We start from the raw sequence: 18,567 nt of genomic DNA, 5'->3' as shown, positions 1-18,567 counted from the left end.
TTTTTATATTTGAAGAAAAACCTTGCGTATGACTACTTGGACTTTAGCTGCTGCCAAAGCGCTGCACGAGCTGCCTTTTTTAGAATTAATCCATCAAGCTGCCACGGTTCATCGGGCGCATCATGATCCGAATAAGGTGCAAATCAGTACCTTGATTTCCATCAAAACGGGTGGCTGCCCCGAAGACTGTGGCTACTGTCCCCAAGCGGCCCGCTACCATACGGAGGTAGAAGGGGAGCCGCTCCTTTCTGTGGCTAGGGTGAAGGCGCAGGCCCTGCGGGCACAAGCCGCTGGCTCCTCTCGGGTTTGTCTGGGCGCGGCCTGGCGCAATGTGAAGGATGGGCCCGAGTTCGAGCAGGTCTTAGAGATGGTGCGAGAAGTGAGCCGCCTAAACATGGAGGTGTGCTGTACCCTCGGCATGCTGACGCCGCATCAAGCCAAGCGTCTAGAGGAGGCGGGGCTGTATGCTTATAATCATAATGTGGATAGCTCGGAGGAGTACTATAAAGAAATTATCTCTACACGGGCATACGAGGACCGCTTAGAAACGCTTCGAAATGTGCGGAAGACCGCCGTTACGCTTTGTTCTGGTGGCATCATCGGGATGGGGGAGTCCCTGGAGGATCGCATGAGCATGCTGGTACGCCTGGCGAATATGGACCCCTACCCAGAGAGTGTGCCCATAAATGCCCTCGTGCCAGTGGAAGGCACCCCACTAGAAGGTCAAGCGCCGGTATCTATTTTTGAGATGGTCCGCATGGTGGCTACCGCACGGATACTGATGCCTGAAACACAGGTGAGGCTCTCCGCCGGGCGAACCAGCATGAGTCCAGAAGGACAAGCACTCTGTTTCTATGCAGGTGCCAATTCGATTTTCGCAGGGGATAAATTGCTGACCACACCCAACCCGGACATCGCCGAGGATCAGGCCCTTTTCCGTGCCTTGGGTATACAGCCGCAGGCGCCTTACGAAAAGCATGCGCCACGAAAAGCCGCTGACATAGTCAGCCCAGCCCTCGGAGAGAAGCCTAAATGGTCACGACCGGGGCATCAGATTCCTCGAAATGAAGAAAAAAGACGGCGCTAAGCAGGCATTGTTGTATATTTGTTGACACCATTTACCCGCTGGCAGGCCTGCAGGTCGCCGAGCGCTTGCCTTCGATCTTTATGTCCACAGATTCACAGCAGCCCTTCGTTTATCCCGATCTTCAGCCCCCTGTAGCGGCGGAGAAGTCCCATACCGTCATAGCCCCTCATGGCCATCGCCGGGAGGATCCCTATTACTGGCTTCGGGAGCGCGATAATCCGGAAGTGCTGGCCTATCTCAAGGCGGAAAATGCCTACTTAGCGCGTATGTTAGCGCATACGAATGACTTTCAGCAGGCGCTTTTTCAGGAAATGCGTGCGCGCATAAAGGAGGATGACAGCTCGGTCCCCTACTTCTTAGGGGGCTACTGGTATGCTACACGCTACCAAGAGGGTGGGGAGTACCCTCTTTATGTCCGCAGGAAGGGTAGCTTAGAAGCCCCGGAAGAAGTGTTAGTAGATGGAAATGCTTTGGCCGAAGGCCTGTCCTTCCTTAATTTCTTTATTTCCGTAAGTCATGACCACCAGCGTGTGGCCATTATCTTAGATACCCAAGGGCGCAATTTTTACCGCATCCAAGTGAAGGACTTGCTTACGGGTGAGCTTCTGCCGGATAGCGTGCCGGATGTACGGAGTAGCGCCGTTTGGGCACCGGATAATGCCTCGTTTTATTACACGATTCCCGATCCGGTGACGCTGCGTAACTATCAGGTGAAGCGCCATGTTTTGGGTACTGACGCTTCTGAGGATCAGGTCATTTTCGAGGAGAAAGACGAGACCTTAGACTGCGGTGTGTATTTGAGTCGTTCGAAAGCATTTTTGCTGGTACACTCCAGCCGGACGGATGCCTCGGTGAGCTATGTGGCACCGGTGGATCGGCCCGAGGAGCTGCGCTTGTTTAGCCCTTTAAGCCCCGGTGTGCAGTACCATGTGGAGCATGCCGGTGGAGCGCACTTTTATATCCATACCAACTGGAATGCGCCGAATTATCGCCTGATGCGGTGCGGGCTGAAGGAGACGTCTGCGGCTTTCTGGGTGGATTTTTTGGCCCACAGGCCAAAGGTTTTTCTAGAGGATGTTCTTTATTTCCAGGACTTTATCGTGTTCGAGGAGAAGGAAGCTGGCCTGGCGCAGCTGCGTGTTCTGCGTAGGGCTGACGGGGACAGTCATGTGATCGCTTTTCATGAGCCGGCCTATGCGGCAGGCTTGGGGCACAACCCTGATTTTCAGTCCACGACCCTGCGCTATCAGTACACCTCTATGACGACACCGCACAGCACTTTTGCGTATGGAATGGAGACCCGTGTGCGGGAGCTGTTAAAGGAGCAGGAGGTTCTGGGGGATTTTGACAGGTCGCTTTACCGCACGGAGCGGGTTTGGGTACCCGCCGCCGATGGTGCGCAGATTCCACTTTCCCTGGTGTATCGGATCGACCGCTTTCGACAGGATGGCAGCATGCCCGGGTGGATTTATGCCTATGGCGCCTATGGTTACAGTATGGAGGCTACCTTTAGCACGGCGCGGCTAAGTCTTTTAGATCGGGGCATGGTGTATGCGATCGCGCATGTTCGTGGCGGTCAGGAGCTGGGAGGGGACTGGTATGCTGCTGGAAAAATGCTGCAGAAGCAAAATACTTTTGATGATTTTATCGCTTGTTCGCGCTGGTTGCAGGAGCAAGGCTATGTGGCGAAGGATAAGTTATTTGCGTCGGGAGGCAGTGCTGGAGGGCTCCTCATCGGGGCGGTGTATAATCAGGCGCCCGAGCTTTACCGGGGGCTGATCGCGGCAGTCCCTTTTGTGGATGTGCTGACCACGATGTTAGATGATAGCATTCCGCTGACGACCTTTGAGTGGTTAGAATGGGGAAATCCGGCTAATCCTGAGGAGTATGCGGCGATGCTTGCGTATTCTCCTTACGATAATGTTCGGCCGCAGGCCTACCCGTCCTTGCTGGTGACTACGGGTTTTCATGACTCTCAGGTACAGTATTGGGAGCCAGCGAAGTGGGTGGCGCGTCTGCGCAAAGCGACTACTGCTGCTGCTCCGATTTTTTTGCAGACCTATATGGATGCCGGTCATGGAGGTGCTAGCGGGCGTTTTGAGCGTTTAAAGGAGGTAGCTTTGGAGTATGCTTTTGTGTTTGATCTCTTAGGTGTTCGTGCCTGATCGCTTGTTAAGGGTGCCCTTTGCTTCGCTGCACGCGTGATCGTTTGCTTTCTATTTTTGGGCTTTTCTCTTTCGTTTGCTTTCGATTTTAGCGAAAATGCTTTCGTTTTGTTTCGTTTTCTTTCTTTTTCATGTTCGTTTCTGATCGTTTGCTTTCTTTTTGCCTATCGGCCAAAAGCTTGCTCGCCTGTTAAAAGATCAAGACTACGGGTATTTAGGTATAAGGGACCCGAAGGGGTTAAGGCAACGGGATAGTTCGCTCGACACATTGGGTTTTTAGAAAATTTTAGTTTAATTTGAATATCCTCTATTGAACGTATATGAGGCCACTCTTTCGCCACTCATTTAGTGGATCAAGGTATAGATTTTCGGCATATTCAAGGGTTTTTTAGGCTATGAAGTCCGTAAACGTCCCAGATGTATACTCCATTACGACTAGAGGTTTCGGACAAATAAATAAGACCGTTGGACAAGTTGGAAATATCAAGGGCTAGATGTATCTTTCAATGATTCGGAAATAGCCCAAACTTATTATGATTATCATGTCAAATGGCGTACATAGCGCGAGAAGTTGCGTGAGGAGAGTCGTTGGCATTAATTATGAAAAAAAACCTACGAATGAAAAGAATACTTATTTTATTGATTTTAGTTTCAAATCTGACTTTTGGACAATCAAGCGAAAATTACCAAGAAAACATAAACAAAGATTTCGTTGAATACAACGACTTGATTTTAAAGCAGGAATTTGAAAAATCTATGGATTATATGCTTCCTGAATTTTTTGAAATTATACCCAAAAATCAAATGGTTTTGCTAATGAAACAGGTTTACAATAATCCTGACTTGGAATTTAAGATGGATAAACCAAAAGATATTTCATACGGCAAACCTAAAAAAATTGAGGAAAAATATTACTCTGAAATTACTTACTCATATGATATAAAAATGAAGTTCAATAATATTGAGGAAAGTGAAGATGAAGAACAAAATGAATTGATTAAAAACTTAACGAAACTACAATTAGAAAAAACTTTTGGTTCTGGAAATGTAAAGCTAAATGAGGAGACTGAATTCTATGAAATTCATTCAGTTAAATATGCATTCGGAATTTCAGAAAATGGAGTGACTGATTGGAAATTTGTAGTTGTTGAGCCAAATCAAAAATTCATTTTAGAAAAAATATTACCGAAAGAATTGACCGGAGAAATATAAAATAACTAATTCCAACAGTGTGTATAAGAAATTGCGGTTTCAGAGTAAATTCAAAGATTAGTACTTTTAATTAAAGTCAGTTCTAAACTGAAAGTTAAGTGCTTTTTAATCTGTTGCTTCTTGTACACGAGCATTGTTATGGCAAATCCTAAAAAATACCAAAATATAAAAAGATTAAAAAATATTAAACTTTAAACAATCTATTTATAAATATCCAGTAAAACGTTTCAAAAATTATTTAAGAAAAAATTTAAAAAGAAATTTTAATCATTAGATTATTAGAGCTTGTTTTTCAACAAACGGGAAGAATTCAATAGATAGAAGATGGGTAGATTTATTAATATGATTCTCGGGAAAAATAAAGATTAATAGAAGTCGGAAAAGTGGGGTAAAATATAGTGTCGGAAAGTTGATAGTTCTAAGATGGAAAATCCTATTATTGGTTCTTTATTAATTATTATTGGAGCTATTGGCTATTGGCTGGTGTCAACAATGGATTTTAAAAATGAATTTTCAGATAGTGCTAAATTTAGAGAATATGCTGCCTCAGTAATGTTTGTGATATTAGGTATGTACGTACTTTTAAAACTTTTTCTTTTTGGTTCTAGCAGGGGTTATACTTTTGATATGTTCCTCGGGTTTATTGATTTACGGTATAAAAAATAAGCAAATAGCTCTTCTCTCCATTCATTTAAGCCATCGTTATTTATTTTTATAATTCTTTCATTTGTTATCTCAATTGTGTTACTCCTAGGAAAATCTATAGCCCTTTAGGTTTATTATGATCAAAAAAAGTGATAAAAAGAAACTTTCCATAACAGCACTTTGGATACTACGGGTAGTTTCGTTTAAAGAAGGGGATTCGTATTTTGTTGACGATTGGATTAGGCTGGAAGTGAACCGTTCCGAAGGCCTGCCGTTTCCAAGCTGAATCCCGTGAGTGACTTGAATCGACTTTAAAAGCAGGTCGAATGCTTTGAAATGGATGGAGGACTATTGGGTAACCAATGGAGAGGCCCTCCGATGGCGGTTTACCGAGACAGCTATCAAACTACCTTACGCTGCATGATTGGAAAACCAATATGTGATAAGCGGTAAAGAAAAACGGGGACATTGATACCCGTAGGTGTGTACTGATGGAACTAAATGAAAATGAACCATTGATGAAGCCTCGATAAAGCTAATTACGATTTGAAAAATAGGTAATTACGTTTGTACCTATGACAAAGTGTGGCGGGCGATCGGATATATTGGCCACATTGCATCCGGGGTTAAGCTGGCAGGAACGCAGTACAGGCCATTTCAAGGAACAAGTGAACTCCATGCCGTCAGGCCAAATCGAGGGAGGAAACCTGCACCCGTGGTTGGGTGAGGCATGGGGGGGCAGATCCAGTCGTTGTAGCAATGAAACGCCTGTAATGGGAGTGGTGTGAAGGGGTGAGCATATCATGTTTCCAATTTGTTTACAATCATGTGTTATCATGAGAGGATTTATAAAAAGGAAACAAGACCACCACTGATAAATTAGTATCAGCGCATTACCTTTAGTGGTTATTGATATGAAGAGTCCGCCGCGGCGGAGAGATTTTCAAGCACGGTTCTGTGGGAAGGTAGGGGTGAAATTCCCTCGCCTGACGCGATCATTACTATTTTTTAATTTTCTCATACTAAGACTAATTGAATACTTTGCCTTTCCCTCTCTTCCTATTATCTTAAGCCTTTAATTTGAACTTTCTAACCGCAATTTTTCGGGATCTGGTCCCGGTGAGTATATTTTATGGCTATTAAAAAATCTGAATTATACAGCAGCCTTTGGGCTGGGGCTGATGCCCTTAGAGGAGGAATGGATGCCTCCCAATACAAAGATTATGTATTGATTTTGCTTTTCCTGAAATATGTCAGCGATAAGGCAGCAGCGGATCCTGATGCACTGATTGAAGTGCCGGAAGGCTGTTCTTTTAAGGAATTGGCTGATCTTAAGGGAAACAAAGACATCGGAGAGAAAATCGACATCGCTATCGGTCAAATTGCCAAAGCCAATGACCTGCAAAATGTCATTGATGTGGTTTCCTTCAACGATGAAGAAAAACTGGGTAAGGGCAAAGAGATGGTGGATCGCTTAAGTGATCTGATTGCCATTTTTGAGAACAAGGCGTTGAATTTTAGTAAAAACAAAGCAGGTGGGGACGATATCCTGGGTGATGCTTACGAATACCTGATGCGGCACTTTGCTACGGAATCGGGAAAAGCAAAAGGACAGTTTTACACACCTTCTGAGGTCAGCAGGGTGATGGCCATGGTCATAGGGATCAACAAAGATACTCAACGCAGCCAATCCTTCTATGACCCGACTTCAGGATCAGGATCGCTACTTTTGAAAGTGGCTGATGAATGTGAAGGGCCTGCTTCGCTTTTTGGTCAGGAGAAAGATGTGGCAACAGCCGCCTTGGCCAAGATGAACATGATCCTGCACAATAACCCAACAGCAGAAATCAAGAAAGGGCAAAGTACCTTGTCCAATCCTTTGTTTCTGAACAATCAGGGATATTTGATGACTTTTGATTACGCAGTGGCCAATCCACCGTTTTCTGTCAAAAACTGGATTCAGGGATTCAATCCTCAGGAAGATGAATATGGAAGATTTACAGGATTTGGTATTCCTCCAGAAAAGAACGGGGATTATGCCTTCTTGCTGCACATCATTGCTTCACTGAAAAGCACGGGAAAGGGAGCGGTTATTCTTCCGCATGGGGTCTTGTTCCGGGGCAATGCAGAATCGGAAATCCGTAAAAATATCATCAAAAAAGGCCTGATCAAAGGCATCATCGGATTGCCTGCCAACCTGTTTTATGGAACAGGTATTCCTGCTTGCATCATCGTAATAGACAAGGAAGATGCGGAAGAACGCAAAGGAATCTTTATGATCGATGCCAGCAAAGGTTACATGAAGGATGGCAACAAGAACAGGCTGCGTTCACAGGATATCCATAAGATTGTGGATGTGTTCAACAAACAACTGGAAGTACCCAAGTACAGCAGATTCGTCAGTCTTGAAGAGATTGCAGATCCCAAAAACGATTACAACCTGAATATCCCACGATATATTGACAGCCAGGAAGCAGAAGACATACAGGACATCGAAGCGCACTTGTTGGGGGGTATTCCTGCCAGGGATGTGGAGGCGCTTGAAGCTTATTGGGAGGCTTATCCTAGTCTGAAAGATGCCTTGTTTGAAGCGGGAAACCGAGCAGGATATTATGAGGCTAAAGTTGTGAAAGAACATATCAAACAGGTGATTTTTGAGCATCCTGATTTCAAGGGGTTCTCACAGCGCATGCATGAGGTGTTTGAAGCCTGGGCAACTGATGCCGTCCGTCTGCTGAAGGATCTGGAAAAGGGGTTCAATCCCAAGCAGGTGATTTTCCAGATTTCTGAGGATCTATTGCAGTCCTATCATGGCAAGCCACTGATCAGCAAATACGATGTGTACCAAAGCCTGATGGACTATTACAGCGAAACCATGCAGGATGATCTGTACCTGATTGCAGAAGATGGTTGGGTGGCGACTCCTTACCGGATCATAGAAAAAAACAAAAAGACAGGCAAGGAAACAGATAAAGGCTGGACCTGCGATCTGATTCCTCCATCGCTGATGATTGCTCAGTATTTCCAGACTGAAAAGGAAGCCTTGGAGGCCATGGAAGCCGAGAAGGAATCCATTGCAGCACAACTGTCAGAACTGGAAGAAGAGCACAGTGCGGAAGACGGTTTCTTTGCAGATTTTGATAAAGTAAATAAAGCTTCAGTCAGTAAACGCCTAAAGGAGTTGACTAAAGAGGGAAAAACATCCCTCAATATGGCTGCTGAACCCTCAGCTTTTTACGGAGAAACAGCCATTCTTGATCAATACTTAGAATGGACGGAACAACAAGGCAGGCTGAATGCACGGATCAAAAAGGCCGCTGAAGAGCTGGACAAAAAAGCCCTTGCCCAATATCAGCGTTTAAATACAGATGATGTTAAAAGGATTGTGGTGGAGGCCAAGTGGATGGCAGCCATGACTACGGCCATTGAGGGGGAGATGGAACGTATTTCCCAACGCTTGACAGGACGTATCAAAGAACTGATGGAACGCTATGAAACTCCACTACCGCAAATCGATAAAGAATTGGAAGTGTTGGAAGCAAAGGTGCAAGAGCATTTAAAGAAAATGGGGTTTAACTATTGATATTGGTTGGCAAAGTAAGTAGCAAAGGGATATTTGTAGATATTGGATATTGAGATATTTGACTTATTACAACTATTTATGTTTCAAAGATAGTGGGGTAGTTCTGTAGCGTTTCTTTGAGGTCGCAAAATGCGACCTTAAAACCTTAAGGTTCCAATTTGGCACCTCAAAACCCTTAACTTTTCCAAAGTTTTGAACTTTGAAAGTTTAACCAAGAAATACTGATCTTGAGGCCACAATTTGTGATTTCAAGTTGCTGGAAATGATTAGGTAACTTGAAAGAGATAGTCAATTTCGGAATAAGCTTTAGAGTTTTTAGTGGGCGTTTTATTCAAATTTTAAAATATGGCCAAAGGCAGGAAAATTCAGGTCAATCAAACGGATATTACGGTAGTCCATAAAAATAATGTGGATTACATTAGTTTAACAGATATGTGCAAGGGATTTAGGGAGGGGAGTGGATTGATAGGAAAGTGGATAACCAACAAGAATACCCTGGAGTATTTGGGGATGTGGGAGCGCATCAATAATCCTGATTTTAATTACCCCGAATTCGAGGTAATTGAAAAAGATGCTGGTATCAACCGTTTTATTATGTCTGTTGGTCAGTGGATAGAGCGGACCAAAGCAAATGGCATGCTTGTGCAGTCTGGAAGATATGGAGGTACTTTTGCCCATAAAGATATCGCTTTTCATTTTGCAATGTGGCTAAGTCCTGAATTCCAGATTTATTTGGTTAAAGAATTTCAGCGATTAAAGGAAGAGGAAAATGATCGTCTCAATTTGACTTGGAACCTGCACAGGACTTTGAGTAAAGTAAATTACAGAATCCACACAGATGCCATCAAAGAACATATTCTGCCCAAAACACTCAATAAAGAACAAGCAAATCTGATTTATGCAAATGAGGCTGATGTACTGAATATGGCACTATTTGGAAAAACCGCCAAACAGTGGAGAGAAGAAAATCCTGATGCAGAGGGCAATATCAGGGATCAGGCAAGTATAGAACAATTGCTTGTCCTTGCAAATTTAGAAAGTCTCAATGCAGAATGGATCAAAATGGGAATTCCGCAGCCTGAACGGCTGCTGAAACTTAACCAAAGTGCCATCAGTCAACTGAAAAGTATTTTGGGTCTTCCTCAACTTAAAAAATTGATGTAATGCAAAAAACGGAGAATTATAAGCAGTCAGAAGTAGGGCTGATTCCTGAGGAGTGGGAGGTGAAATTTATAAAACAGGTTGCACCTTTACAAAGAGGTTTTGATCTCCCAACAAAGGATATTAAAACAGGTCCTTTTCCAGTGGTATATTCAAATGGAATTGTGAACTATCATAACGATTTTAAAGTGAAAAACCTGGGGTGGTCACAGGAAGATCTGGTACAATAGGAAAAATTACATTTGTTGAAAAAGACTATTGGCCGCATAATACATCACTATGGGTGACTAATTTTTTTGATAACGACCCCAAATTTGTTTTTTATCTTTTTAACAACCTCAGAATTGAGCGGTTTGCATCAGGGTCTGGTGTGCCTACTTTAAATAGGAATGATGTTCATGATTTTAAAATCCCCCTTCCCCCTCTCCCCGAACAAACCGCCATCGCCTCCGCCTTATCGGATATGGATGCCCTGATTACCCAAACCGAGAAGCTGATCGAAAAAAAGAAAGCCATCAAACAAGGGGTGATGCAGGAGTTGTTACAGCCTAAGGAGGGTGGGTGACGAGGAAATTGGGGGAGTTTTGAAAATTAGACATGGAAAGGATCAAAAACAAGTTCAATCGTCCAATGGCTTGTATCCCATACTAGGTACAGGAGGATTAATGGGATATGCTAATAATTACCTATACAATAAACCGTCCGTTTTGATTGGTCGGAAAGGTACTATTGATAAACCTCAGTATATGGAGACTCCTTTTTGGACAGTTGATACTCTCTTTTATTCAGAAATTTCTGAGAATTATTCGGCAAGATTTATTTTTTACCTTTTTCAACAAATTGAATGGAAATCATTTAATGAAGCATCTGGTGTTCCTAGTTTGAACGCCAAAACTATCGAGAATATAGAAGTTTCATTCCCGTCATTTGGCGAACAAAATCGTATTGCTAAGGTGATATATGATTTTGAAAAAGAAATCAAACTTGCTGATTCCAAACTCCAAAAATTCAAACTCCAAAAACAGGGGATGATGCAGGCGTTGTTGACGGGAAAGATACGGTTGGTCTGATGGAAAGATATAAGAACAAATATCGTGTAGCTTCCGCACGTGCCTCTTGGTGGGATTATAGCTGGGCTGGGGCCTATTTCATCACCATCTGCACACAAAACAGGGTTCATTATTTTGGTGAAATCAATCATCAAAAAATGGTTTTGTCCCCTATCGGGTTTTGGCAGACGTGTTTTGGCATGAAATACCCAAACACGCCCCAAACGTGGAATTGGGTTCATTTGTCATTATGCCCAATCATATGCACGGGATATTGATCATTAATCCGCCCAAATTATCGGATTTATCGAAATCGGGTGGTGGTGACGTTGACGGGGGTGTTGACGACGTAGAGACAAGGCATGCCTTGTCTCTACAAACCGAACCACAACCGCCACAACCGCCACAACCACCACAATCCGAACCCAATATCGGGGCCAAACGATTTCAAAATCCGGGGAAAAATACGGTTTCATCGATTGTGGGATCCTATAAATCCGCCGTCACCCGTAATGCCAACCGGTTGGGTTTTGAATTTGGATGGCAATCCAGGTTTCATGACCATATTATCCGCAGCGATGCCGAATACCAACGAATCAATGATTATATTGAAACCAATCCCATCAAATGGCATCGGATAAATTTAATACAAACGAACGATGAGAAAGGAACGGATCACACAAAACAGGGTTGTCAAGCTGCTGCAAGAGCAGTTGGGATATTTTTACCTGGGAAACCTGGAAGATCAGGAAAATACCAATATCCGGGAAGAAAGCCTGAAACCTTGGCTGCGGGAGAATGGCTATTCGGAATCAGTGATCAACCGTGCGATTTTTGAACTGAAGAAAGCAGCAGCCCTGAACCCCAGTGATGACCTCTATCCCATCAATCGGGAGGTGTACACCAAGTTGCGCTATGGGGTGAAGGTACGGGATGAGGCATCGGATCTGGTGCAGACGGTCCGCTTGATCGATTGGGAGGATCCCTACAATAATGCATTTGCTGTAGCAGAGGAGGTCACCGTCCGTGGGGAAAATTCCAAGCGCCCGGATATTGTGCTGTATGTGAATGGGATTGCCTTGGGTGTACTGGAACTGAAGCGGGCAAGTGTATCCGTATCGGAGGGTATCCGACAGAATCTCGACAATCAGCAGCACCGATTTATCAAACCTTTTTTCTCCACCGTGCAGACTGTGTTGGCTGGGAATGATAGCCAAGGCCTTTACTATGGTACCATCAAGACGCCTGAGAAGTTTTTCCTGAAATGGAAGGAGGACAATTATACCTACAATCCGGATAAGAATATTCTGGACCAGCATCTCCTACAGTTTTGTGAGAAATCCCGCTTCCTGGAGTTTATCCATGATTTTGTGGTTTTTGACTCTGGTATTAAGAAAACCTGTAGGCCCAATCAGTTTTTTGGGGTAAAGGCTGCCCAAGCGTTTATCAAGCGAAGAGAGGGAGGGATTATCTGGCATACCCAAGGGTCTGGTAAGAGTCTGACCATGGTTTGGCTGGCCAAGTGGATACGGGAAAACCAAACCGATGCCCGACTGCTGATCATTACCGATAGAACAGAACTGGACGAGCAGATTGAGAAGGTGTTCAAAGGGGTAGATGAACAGATCTACCGCAGCAAAAGCAGCAGCGATCTCCTTCAGCGCTTGAATGATTCCACTCCTTGGTTGCTCTGCTCCCTGATCCACAAGTTTGGAGGCAGGGAGAATGAAGAGGATATGAAGGACTTTATCCGTGAACTGAAAAAGCCTGCGGATTTCAAGCCCAAAGGAAACCTGTTTGTCTTTATCGATGAATGTCACCGTACGCAGAGCGGGGAGCTGCACACGGCCATGAAGGAATTGTTGCCCGATGCGCTGTTTATCGGTTTTACGGGCACGCCCTTGTTGAAGACAGACAAGAAAAAGTCCATTGAGGTCTTTGGCAGGTATATCCATACCTACAAGTTTGATGAAGCTGTCAAGGACGGTGTAGTCCTGGATCTCTTGTACGAGGCCCGTGATGTGGACCAGAAAATCACCGATCAGAAAGGGATCGATGAATGGTTTGATACCGTCACCCGAGGGATGAACGACCTGCCCAAGGCGGAACTCAAACAGAAATGGGGTACCATGCAGAAAATCCTAAGTACCAAAGACCGCTTGCAGAAAGTGGCTTTTGACATCATCAAGGATTTTCGGGTGAAGCCCCGATTGAAAGACGGCAGAGGCAATGCCATGTTGGTGTCCCGAAGCATTTATGAAGCCTGCCGCTATTATGAGATTTTTCAGCAGTTTGGCTTTAAGAAATGTGCCATTGTTACCAGTTTTGAGCCTACCACTTCCAGCATCAAAGGAGAGAGTACAGGAGATGGAGAAACCGAGAAGTTGGAGCAGTATGAGATTTACCAAAAGATGCTCAACGGTAAGGATCGGGAGCAGTTTGAGAAAGATGTCAAAAAGCAGTTTATCGATGAACCTGCCAATATGCAGTTACTGATTGTAGTGGATAAGCTGCTGACAGGGTTTGATGCGCCTTCCTGTACCTATTTGTATATCGACAAGGAAATGCGTGACCACGGCCTGTTTCAGGCCATCTGTAGGGTGAACAGGACAGAAAAGGAGGACAAGGAATTTGGGTACATTGTGGACTACAAAAATCTGTTCAATAGCCTGAATCAATCCATTACTGATTATACCTCCGATGCCTTTGATGATTTTGAGGAAGAGGATGTCAAAGGCTTGTTGGTGGATCGCTTGGTGAAGGCCAAAGAAAGACTGGATGATGCCCTGGAAACCCTATATGAATTGACCAAGCAGGTAGAATCACCCAAGGAGATTGAGCAGTACTTGAAATACTTTGTAGGCAATACCGAGGATAAGGATGCTTTGAAGGAAAACGAGGAAAAGCGACTGACTTTTTATAAGGCAGTAGTTTCCTTGATCCGTGCCTACAACAACATTGCTCCTGAAATGAAAGAGGCAGGTTACAGCGATGCAGAAGCCGAGCGTATCAAGTACAAGGTGGATAGCTACACCGAATTGAGGAACGCCATTAAAACCGCCAGTGGGGAATACATAGACCTCAAGCAATACGAACCCGATATGCGGCAATTGTTGGACATGTACCTAAGTGCGGATCCGAGCAGGACCATATCCAATTTTGAGGATGCTTCTTTGTTGCAGTTGGTGGTGGAGATCGGTATAGGAGCGGCTACTGACCGATTGCCCAATATGGTCAAGAGAAGCAGGCAGGCCGTTGCCGAAACCTTGGAAGCCAATATGCGGAAAGTTATCACTCAGGAGATGCCTATCAATCCTGTGTATTACGAGCGTATGAGTGTGCTCTTGCAGGAATTGATCCATCAGCGGAAAAGTGGGGCAGTGGCTTATGAGGAGTTTTTGAAGAAGATAGAAGAACTGGCTAAAAACCTGCAACCTGAAAACAAGCAAAGCCAATATCCTGAAGGGATCGATACACCTTCCAAACAAGCGCTCTACGAGATTGTGCAAGATGTGGAGGCCACGATAGCCATGGAAGCAGATGTAGCTTATAATGTGGAGGAAAGCTGGATTGGTAATACGTTGAAAGAACGGAAGGTAAAGCGGGCCATCAGCAGGCATATCACAAATGAAGAGGATGCCAACAGGATATTGGAAATTGTAAAAAATCAGAAAGAGTACAGAAGATGAATGTAGCAGGAATAGAAGTAGAGTTGGTACAGAAGGAGATCAAAAACCTGCACTTGGCTGTATATCCTCCCGATGGCAGAGTACGGTTGGCAGCGCCTGTGGAGGTCAATGAAAAGACCTTGGAGTTGTATGTGATTTCCAAAATCCCATGGATCCGCAAGCAGCAACGCAAGTTTGCCAATCAGAACAGACAGTCACCCAGAAAATACGTGGATCGGGAATCCCATTATTTTTTGGGCAAGCGCTATTTGTTGCGGGTGCATGAAGCAAACCATTCCAACAGATCTGCCAAAGTGGAGGTAAAGACAAAACCTATTTGGATATGTATGTGAAGCCTAGCTACACCACTGAACAGAAAGCTGAATTATTGAAAGAATGGTATCGTGCAGAATTGAAGGAGGTGTTGGCCGAGTTGCTCCCTAAGTGGGAAAAGATCCTGGGTGTACGGGCCAATGAGGTGAAAGTGCAGACCATGCGCACCAAATGGGGCAGCTGCAATACGGATAAAGGCAATCTGCTCTTCAATATCGAACTGGCCAAAAAGCCCTATGACTGCATCGAGTATGTAGTGGTCCACGAACTCGCCCATCTACTTGAACGCACCCACAATGACAACTTTATCGCCTACCTGGACAAGTATCTTCCTAATTGGAAGCATTTGAAGGAGGAGTTGAATAGTCTGCCGGTGGGGCAGGTGGGGTGAGAATTATGAGAATTGATATTGTTTCAATTAATGATATTTAAAAATATCTTTATTTTGCGCTCTAATTTTAGAAAAATTTATTTGTTGAGTCATTAAAGAAAAATATAAAAATGAGAAAAATTAAAAAGTTAACCTTACTTTTTTTTACTACTTTTTTTATTTCAGAATCCTTTAGCCAAATTTTAAGAGAAGGGTTTGATAATAATTTAAATGGCTGGCAAATAGAAAATAAAGATAAGAAGGAAAGAGCCTCAATTTCAAATGGAAGGTACAATCTAAAAGTACTTGACAAAACTAATTGGCATTATTTTTCTCTACCAAAGATTGAAGATAAAAAAGAGTTTTTGATAGAGACATTAATCACTAAAATGCCAAGAGATATAAATTACCAAAAGGTAAACATAGATCAAGCAATAGATTTTTTAAGAACTAGGAATTATAGAAATAAACACATGAAAGCAACCTATAATGGTTTGCTTGAATTTAAACAAATTCAGGATAAAGGGGGCAGGATTGATTTTTCTCCAAAAGGTTCATACCAAATACATTTTCTATCAGGAAATTATTATACAGAAAATACAGCACATGCAGCAGGTTTTATTTCAGATTACTTAAGTGACTTGACATATGATGATTCATTGTATGGATTGTTGTGGGGTGGGAATCAAAACTCAAACCTTTTTGCTTTTAATATCATTCCCGAATTTCAGATGTTTCAAGTAATTAGTTTGATTAATGGAACATGGACAAATATTATTGATTTTACCACTTCCTATTCTATAAAAAAGGGGAACTCAACTAATAAACTTTCTATTTTGAAAGGGGATTACAACTGGCACTTTCTAATAAATGATCAAGCTGTCGGGAAAGTACCTGCTCAACAATTTTTCGGTAAGGAATTAGGTTTTTTTGTTGGGCCAGAAACGAATATATCGGTGGATTATCTGAATTTTCTATACAAAGAAGAAGATTCAAGTCCTATTGAAAATAAGGCTGTAAATGGCTCAACTTTTTCTAGCAGTGGCTCAGGTTTTTTGATTTCAGAAAAAGGATATTTCGTTACAAATTATCATGTAATTGAAGACGCTAAAGAAGTTTGGATAGATTCAAAAATAAACGGTGTCACGAAGTCTAGTAAGGCAAAAGTTGTTTTGGTAGATAAAAATAATGATTTGGCTATCCTCAAAATAGAAGGATTATATAATTTACCAAGACCTGTTTTTGGTTTTAATCAAGGTGTAATAGATGTTGGGACTTCAGTTTTTGCAATGGGATATCCTCTATTGGGTTATATGGGTGATGAAGTTAAAATTACAGATGGGATAATAAGTTCAAGAACTGGTTATCAGGGAGATGTTTCTTCTTATCAGATTTCGGCCCCAATTCAACCTGGAAATAGTGGGGAGCACTGTTTGATAAATCTGGGAATCTTGTAGGGGTAACTACAGCAGGAATTATTAGTGCCCAAAATGTAGGATATGCGGTTAAGGCTTCTTATTTAAAAAATTTGATTGATTTATTACCCGAGAAAATAACTATGAATTCGGAAAGTCAATTAAAAAACCTGCCATTCACCGAGCAAATTAAGAGGTTAGAAGAGTTTGTAGTTATTATTAAAATCAAATAGTAAAACAGTTTAAATTTAGGTTTTGTATGAGAAGTATTATTTACATTCATGGAAAATTGGATCAGGTAAAACTTTTTTAAGTGATGAAATAGAAGCAAAATGGTTAAATAATAAGGGTTTCGATGTCATAGCCGTTACTGATGCCAATTTGGAAGAAGTGTTGCTTAAATTAAATTCATTTTCTAATTCACTTCTTGTAATCCAATCCAATAAGCTTAGGCCTGAGGATTTTAAAAAATTGAAAAAATTTATTGGAGATGAAAACTTTCATAGAAGTGTAATAATCCAAAGTGAGTTTGAGCCAAATTATAATTGCATTAAATATTGCGATCAAATTTATGAAACTGGTTACCCACATTTTTATTGGGTTGCTAAGATAGGTGAAGAATGGACGGCAAAGAGGATCAATTCAGACGAGATTTTCACTAGTAATACAAAAATTAATGCTATTGAATTTGCCAAGAGGTACAGGTAAATTAAACTAATGGATATTATGTTTGGATATTTTAAGAAAAAATCAGAGGGCTTGTATAGGGTAGTTTTGGTTATTTGTATTTTATGTCCGATAGCGTTATTAATAGCAAATGGAGACCCTGGGCCAAATCGTGCAGGAGCAATTTCTGCAATTGTAGTTGGCTTTTTATTGCCCTATTTGATATTTAGAGTTGGATTATGGATATATGAGGGATTTAAATTGAAGAAGGATTAGAGATTGTGCTTTTATGACTTGAACATGGCTAGCAAAAACTTTGTTAATTCTACCTATATTTAAGTTTATAAGCAGTGGGAGAGCTGATGTATACGTTTGATGGTATAGAGGAGTGATTCTCTTGTGACGCCCAACTTGATCGAAAGAAAAACGGTTGGTGTCAAGGTATTCCAGAAATGCAAACCACCGAAGGATTATTTCCAATAGGAGGCGAGCAAAGATGTGAACCAGTAGTCTCCTGACTATTCGGTAAACCTTGTGACTTGTGTGTTTCTTCTTGAGCATATTGTTCCTGTAAGTAAAGATACAAAATCTATTTAGCTACCCAGCTTGAGTCGGAGCGGCATATGTTGAGTATTTGCATGTGTCGAAAAAGCATGTATATGTCCGGAATTCATTTATTTGATTTCTGTAAAAGCAAATAGCTTCGCATGGGTCTCCCCTGCTTATTTTTTGCCATTATGAAAAAGAAAAAGGATTGGTTCAAGATTAAACGTTACCCACACATAGGGCTTCCTCTGGACATAAGGGATCGCTATAAATGGATTGAACCCTATATTACAAACCCTGAAAAGATAGCTAAGCATCGATTTTTACCCTTCATACATAAATCACTTACAGTTCGGAAATTTCGTAAAGTGTATTGTGAAAAAGATGGCAAGCTTGATCCAAATTTCTTACTGGAAGGTAAAGCTTTGAGGAAAGCTGATAAAAAGGATAGAGAGCTTTGTAGTCGGTAACTGAATATGCACCAAAAATGGTAAATAGGAATGCGCCAAAAATGGCAACAGGAATGCACCACTTTGTAAATATAGGTATGTTATTGTTGCTGATCAAAGAAAGTTTTCCTATTTTCCATTCTATAACTTTTTCCAGATAGGTTTATAWTATCGCAATGAAAAAGGAGTCGATCCAATAGAGCTGTCGCCAGCACCTC

Annotated in this window: 18 protein-coding genes; 17 read left to right on the top strand and 1 reads right to left on the bottom strand. The window is 42.4% G+C overall.

Annotated elements, in window-relative coordinates:
* Positions 1-28 precede the first annotated feature (28 nt).
* The 17 genes from bioB to A3SI_RS13125 all read left to right on the top strand — a co-directional run bounded on the left by bioB (position 29) and on the right by A3SI_RS13125 (position 18,370).
* A complete protein-coding gene (gene bioB / locus A3SI_RS13190) occupies positions 29-1,087 on the top strand; it encodes a biotin synthase BioB (RefSeq protein ID WP_009056650.1) in 1,059 nt (352 codons plus the stop codon).
* An 80-nt stretch (positions 1,088-1,167) separates the two neighbouring features.
* Positions 1,168-3,252 carry a S9 family peptidase gene (locus A3SI_RS13185; protein ID WP_009056648.1) on the top strand — a complete coding sequence of 695 codons (2,085 nt, stop codon included), beginning with the start codon at positions 1,168-1,170 and terminating at the stop codon, positions 3,250-3,252.
* 618 nt (positions 3,253-3,870) lie between these two features.
* Complete coding sequence (locus A3SI_RS13180) at positions 3,871-4,464, top strand: hypothetical protein (RefSeq protein WP_009056646.1); 594 nt, start codon at positions 3,871-3,873, stop codon at positions 4,462-4,464.
* Positions 4,465-4,887: 423 nt separating this feature from the next.
* Positions 4,888-5,130, top strand: coding sequence for a hypothetical protein (locus tag A3SI_RS13175; RefSeq protein ID WP_009056645.1), 243 nt, complete (start codon positions 4,888-4,890; stop codon positions 5,128-5,130).
* A 1,111-nt stretch (positions 5,131-6,241) separates the two neighbouring features.
* Positions 6,242-8,692 carry a type I restriction-modification system subunit M gene (locus tag A3SI_RS13170; protein WP_009056643.1) on the top strand — a complete coding sequence of 817 codons (2,451 nt, stop codon included), beginning with the start codon at positions 6,242-6,244 and terminating at the stop codon, positions 8,690-8,692.
* A gap of 345 nt (positions 8,693-9,037) precedes the next feature.
* Positions 9,038-9,856, top strand: coding sequence for a KilA-N domain-containing protein (locus A3SI_RS13165; RefSeq protein ID WP_009056641.1), 819 nt, complete (start codon positions 9,038-9,040; stop codon positions 9,854-9,856).
* The gene (locus A3SI_RS17680; RefSeq protein ID WP_009056639.1) at positions 9,856-10,083 is read left to right on the top strand and encodes a restriction endonuclease subunit S domain-containing protein; all 228 of its coding nucleotides are present in this window, start codon (positions 9,856-9,858) and stop codon (positions 10,081-10,083) included. Before A3SI_RS13165 ends, A3SI_RS17680 begins: the two co-directional genes overlap by 1 nt.
* Positions 10,056-10,418: a restriction endonuclease subunit S gene (locus A3SI_RS17675; RefSeq protein WP_083836524.1), complete on the top strand. Its 363-nt coding sequence runs from the start codon at positions 10,056-10,058 to the stop codon at positions 10,416-10,418. The genes A3SI_RS17680 and A3SI_RS17675 overlap by 28 nt, the downstream gene beginning before the upstream one ends.
* Entirely contained in the window at positions 10,411-10,923 is a 513-nt protein-coding gene (locus A3SI_RS13155; protein WP_009056634.1) for a restriction endonuclease subunit S, read from the top strand. The genes A3SI_RS17675 and A3SI_RS13155 overlap by 8 nt, the downstream gene beginning before the upstream one ends.
* Before the next feature lie 205 nt (positions 10,924-11,128).
* On the top strand, positions 11,129-11,740 hold the full coding sequence (locus tag A3SI_RS21005) for a transposase (protein ID WP_238531760.1): 612 nt from the start codon (positions 11,129-11,131) through the stop codon (positions 11,738-11,740).
* Positions 11,631-14,591 carry a type I restriction endonuclease subunit R gene (locus A3SI_RS13150; RefSeq protein WP_238531761.1) on the top strand — a complete coding sequence of 987 codons (2,961 nt, stop codon included), beginning with the start codon at positions 11,631-11,633 and terminating at the stop codon, positions 14,589-14,591. Before A3SI_RS21005 ends, A3SI_RS13150 begins: the two co-directional genes overlap by 110 nt.
* Entirely contained in the window at positions 14,588-14,923 is a 336-nt protein-coding gene (locus A3SI_RS21720; RefSeq protein ID WP_009056632.1) for a YgjP-like metallopeptidase domain-containing protein, read from the top strand. Before A3SI_RS13150 ends, A3SI_RS21720 begins: the two co-directional genes overlap by 4 nt.
* Positions 14,914-15,294 (top strand): M48 family metallopeptidase, encoded by a 381-nt coding sequence (locus A3SI_RS21715; protein ID WP_009056631.1) that lies wholly within the window; start codon positions 14,914-14,916, stop codon positions 15,292-15,294. Before A3SI_RS21720 ends, A3SI_RS21715 begins: the two co-directional genes overlap by 10 nt.
* A 110-nt stretch (positions 15,295-15,404) precedes the next feature.
* A complete protein-coding gene (locus A3SI_RS13140) occupies positions 15,405-16,730 on the top strand; it encodes a S1C family serine protease (RefSeq protein ID WP_009056630.1) in 1,326 nt (441 codons plus the stop codon).
* A gap of 213 nt (positions 16,731-16,943) precedes the next feature.
* The gene (locus A3SI_RS13135; RefSeq protein ID WP_009056629.1) at positions 16,944-17,396 is read left to right on the top strand and encodes a hypothetical protein; all 453 of its coding nucleotides are present in this window, start codon (positions 16,944-16,946) and stop codon (positions 17,394-17,396) included.
* Between the two features lie 18 nt (positions 17,397-17,414).
* Positions 17,415-17,630, top strand: a complete 216-nt coding sequence (locus A3SI_RS19025; protein WP_156810304.1) for a hypothetical protein — start codon at positions 17,415-17,417, stop codon at positions 17,628-17,630.
* A 461-nt stretch (positions 17,631-18,091) separates the two neighbouring features.
* The gene (locus A3SI_RS13125) at positions 18,092-18,370 is read left to right on the top strand and encodes a hypothetical protein (RefSeq protein ID WP_040670933.1); all 279 of its coding nucleotides are present in this window, start codon (positions 18,092-18,094) and stop codon (positions 18,368-18,370) included.
* An 80-nt stretch (positions 18,371-18,450) separates the two neighbouring features.
* Here the strand turns inward: A3SI_RS13125 and A3SI_RS19745 are convergent, their stop codons facing one another.
* The gene (locus tag A3SI_RS19745; protein WP_316929207.1) at positions 18,451-18,564 is read right to left on the bottom strand and encodes an ATP-binding protein; all 114 of its coding nucleotides are present in this window, start codon (positions 18,562-18,564) and stop codon (positions 18,451-18,453) included.
* Between the last annotated feature and the right edge of the window lie 3 nt (positions 18,565-18,567).

It is taken from the genome of Nitritalea halalkaliphila LW7 (genome assembly GCF_000265075.1).
GTDB classification, from domain to species: domain Bacteria; phylum Bacteroidota; class Bacteroidia; order Cytophagales; family Cyclobacteriaceae; genus Nitritalea; species Nitritalea halalkaliphila.
Note: the sequence above shows the minus strand (reverse complement) of the source record. Positions and strands in the feature narration are given on the sequence as shown.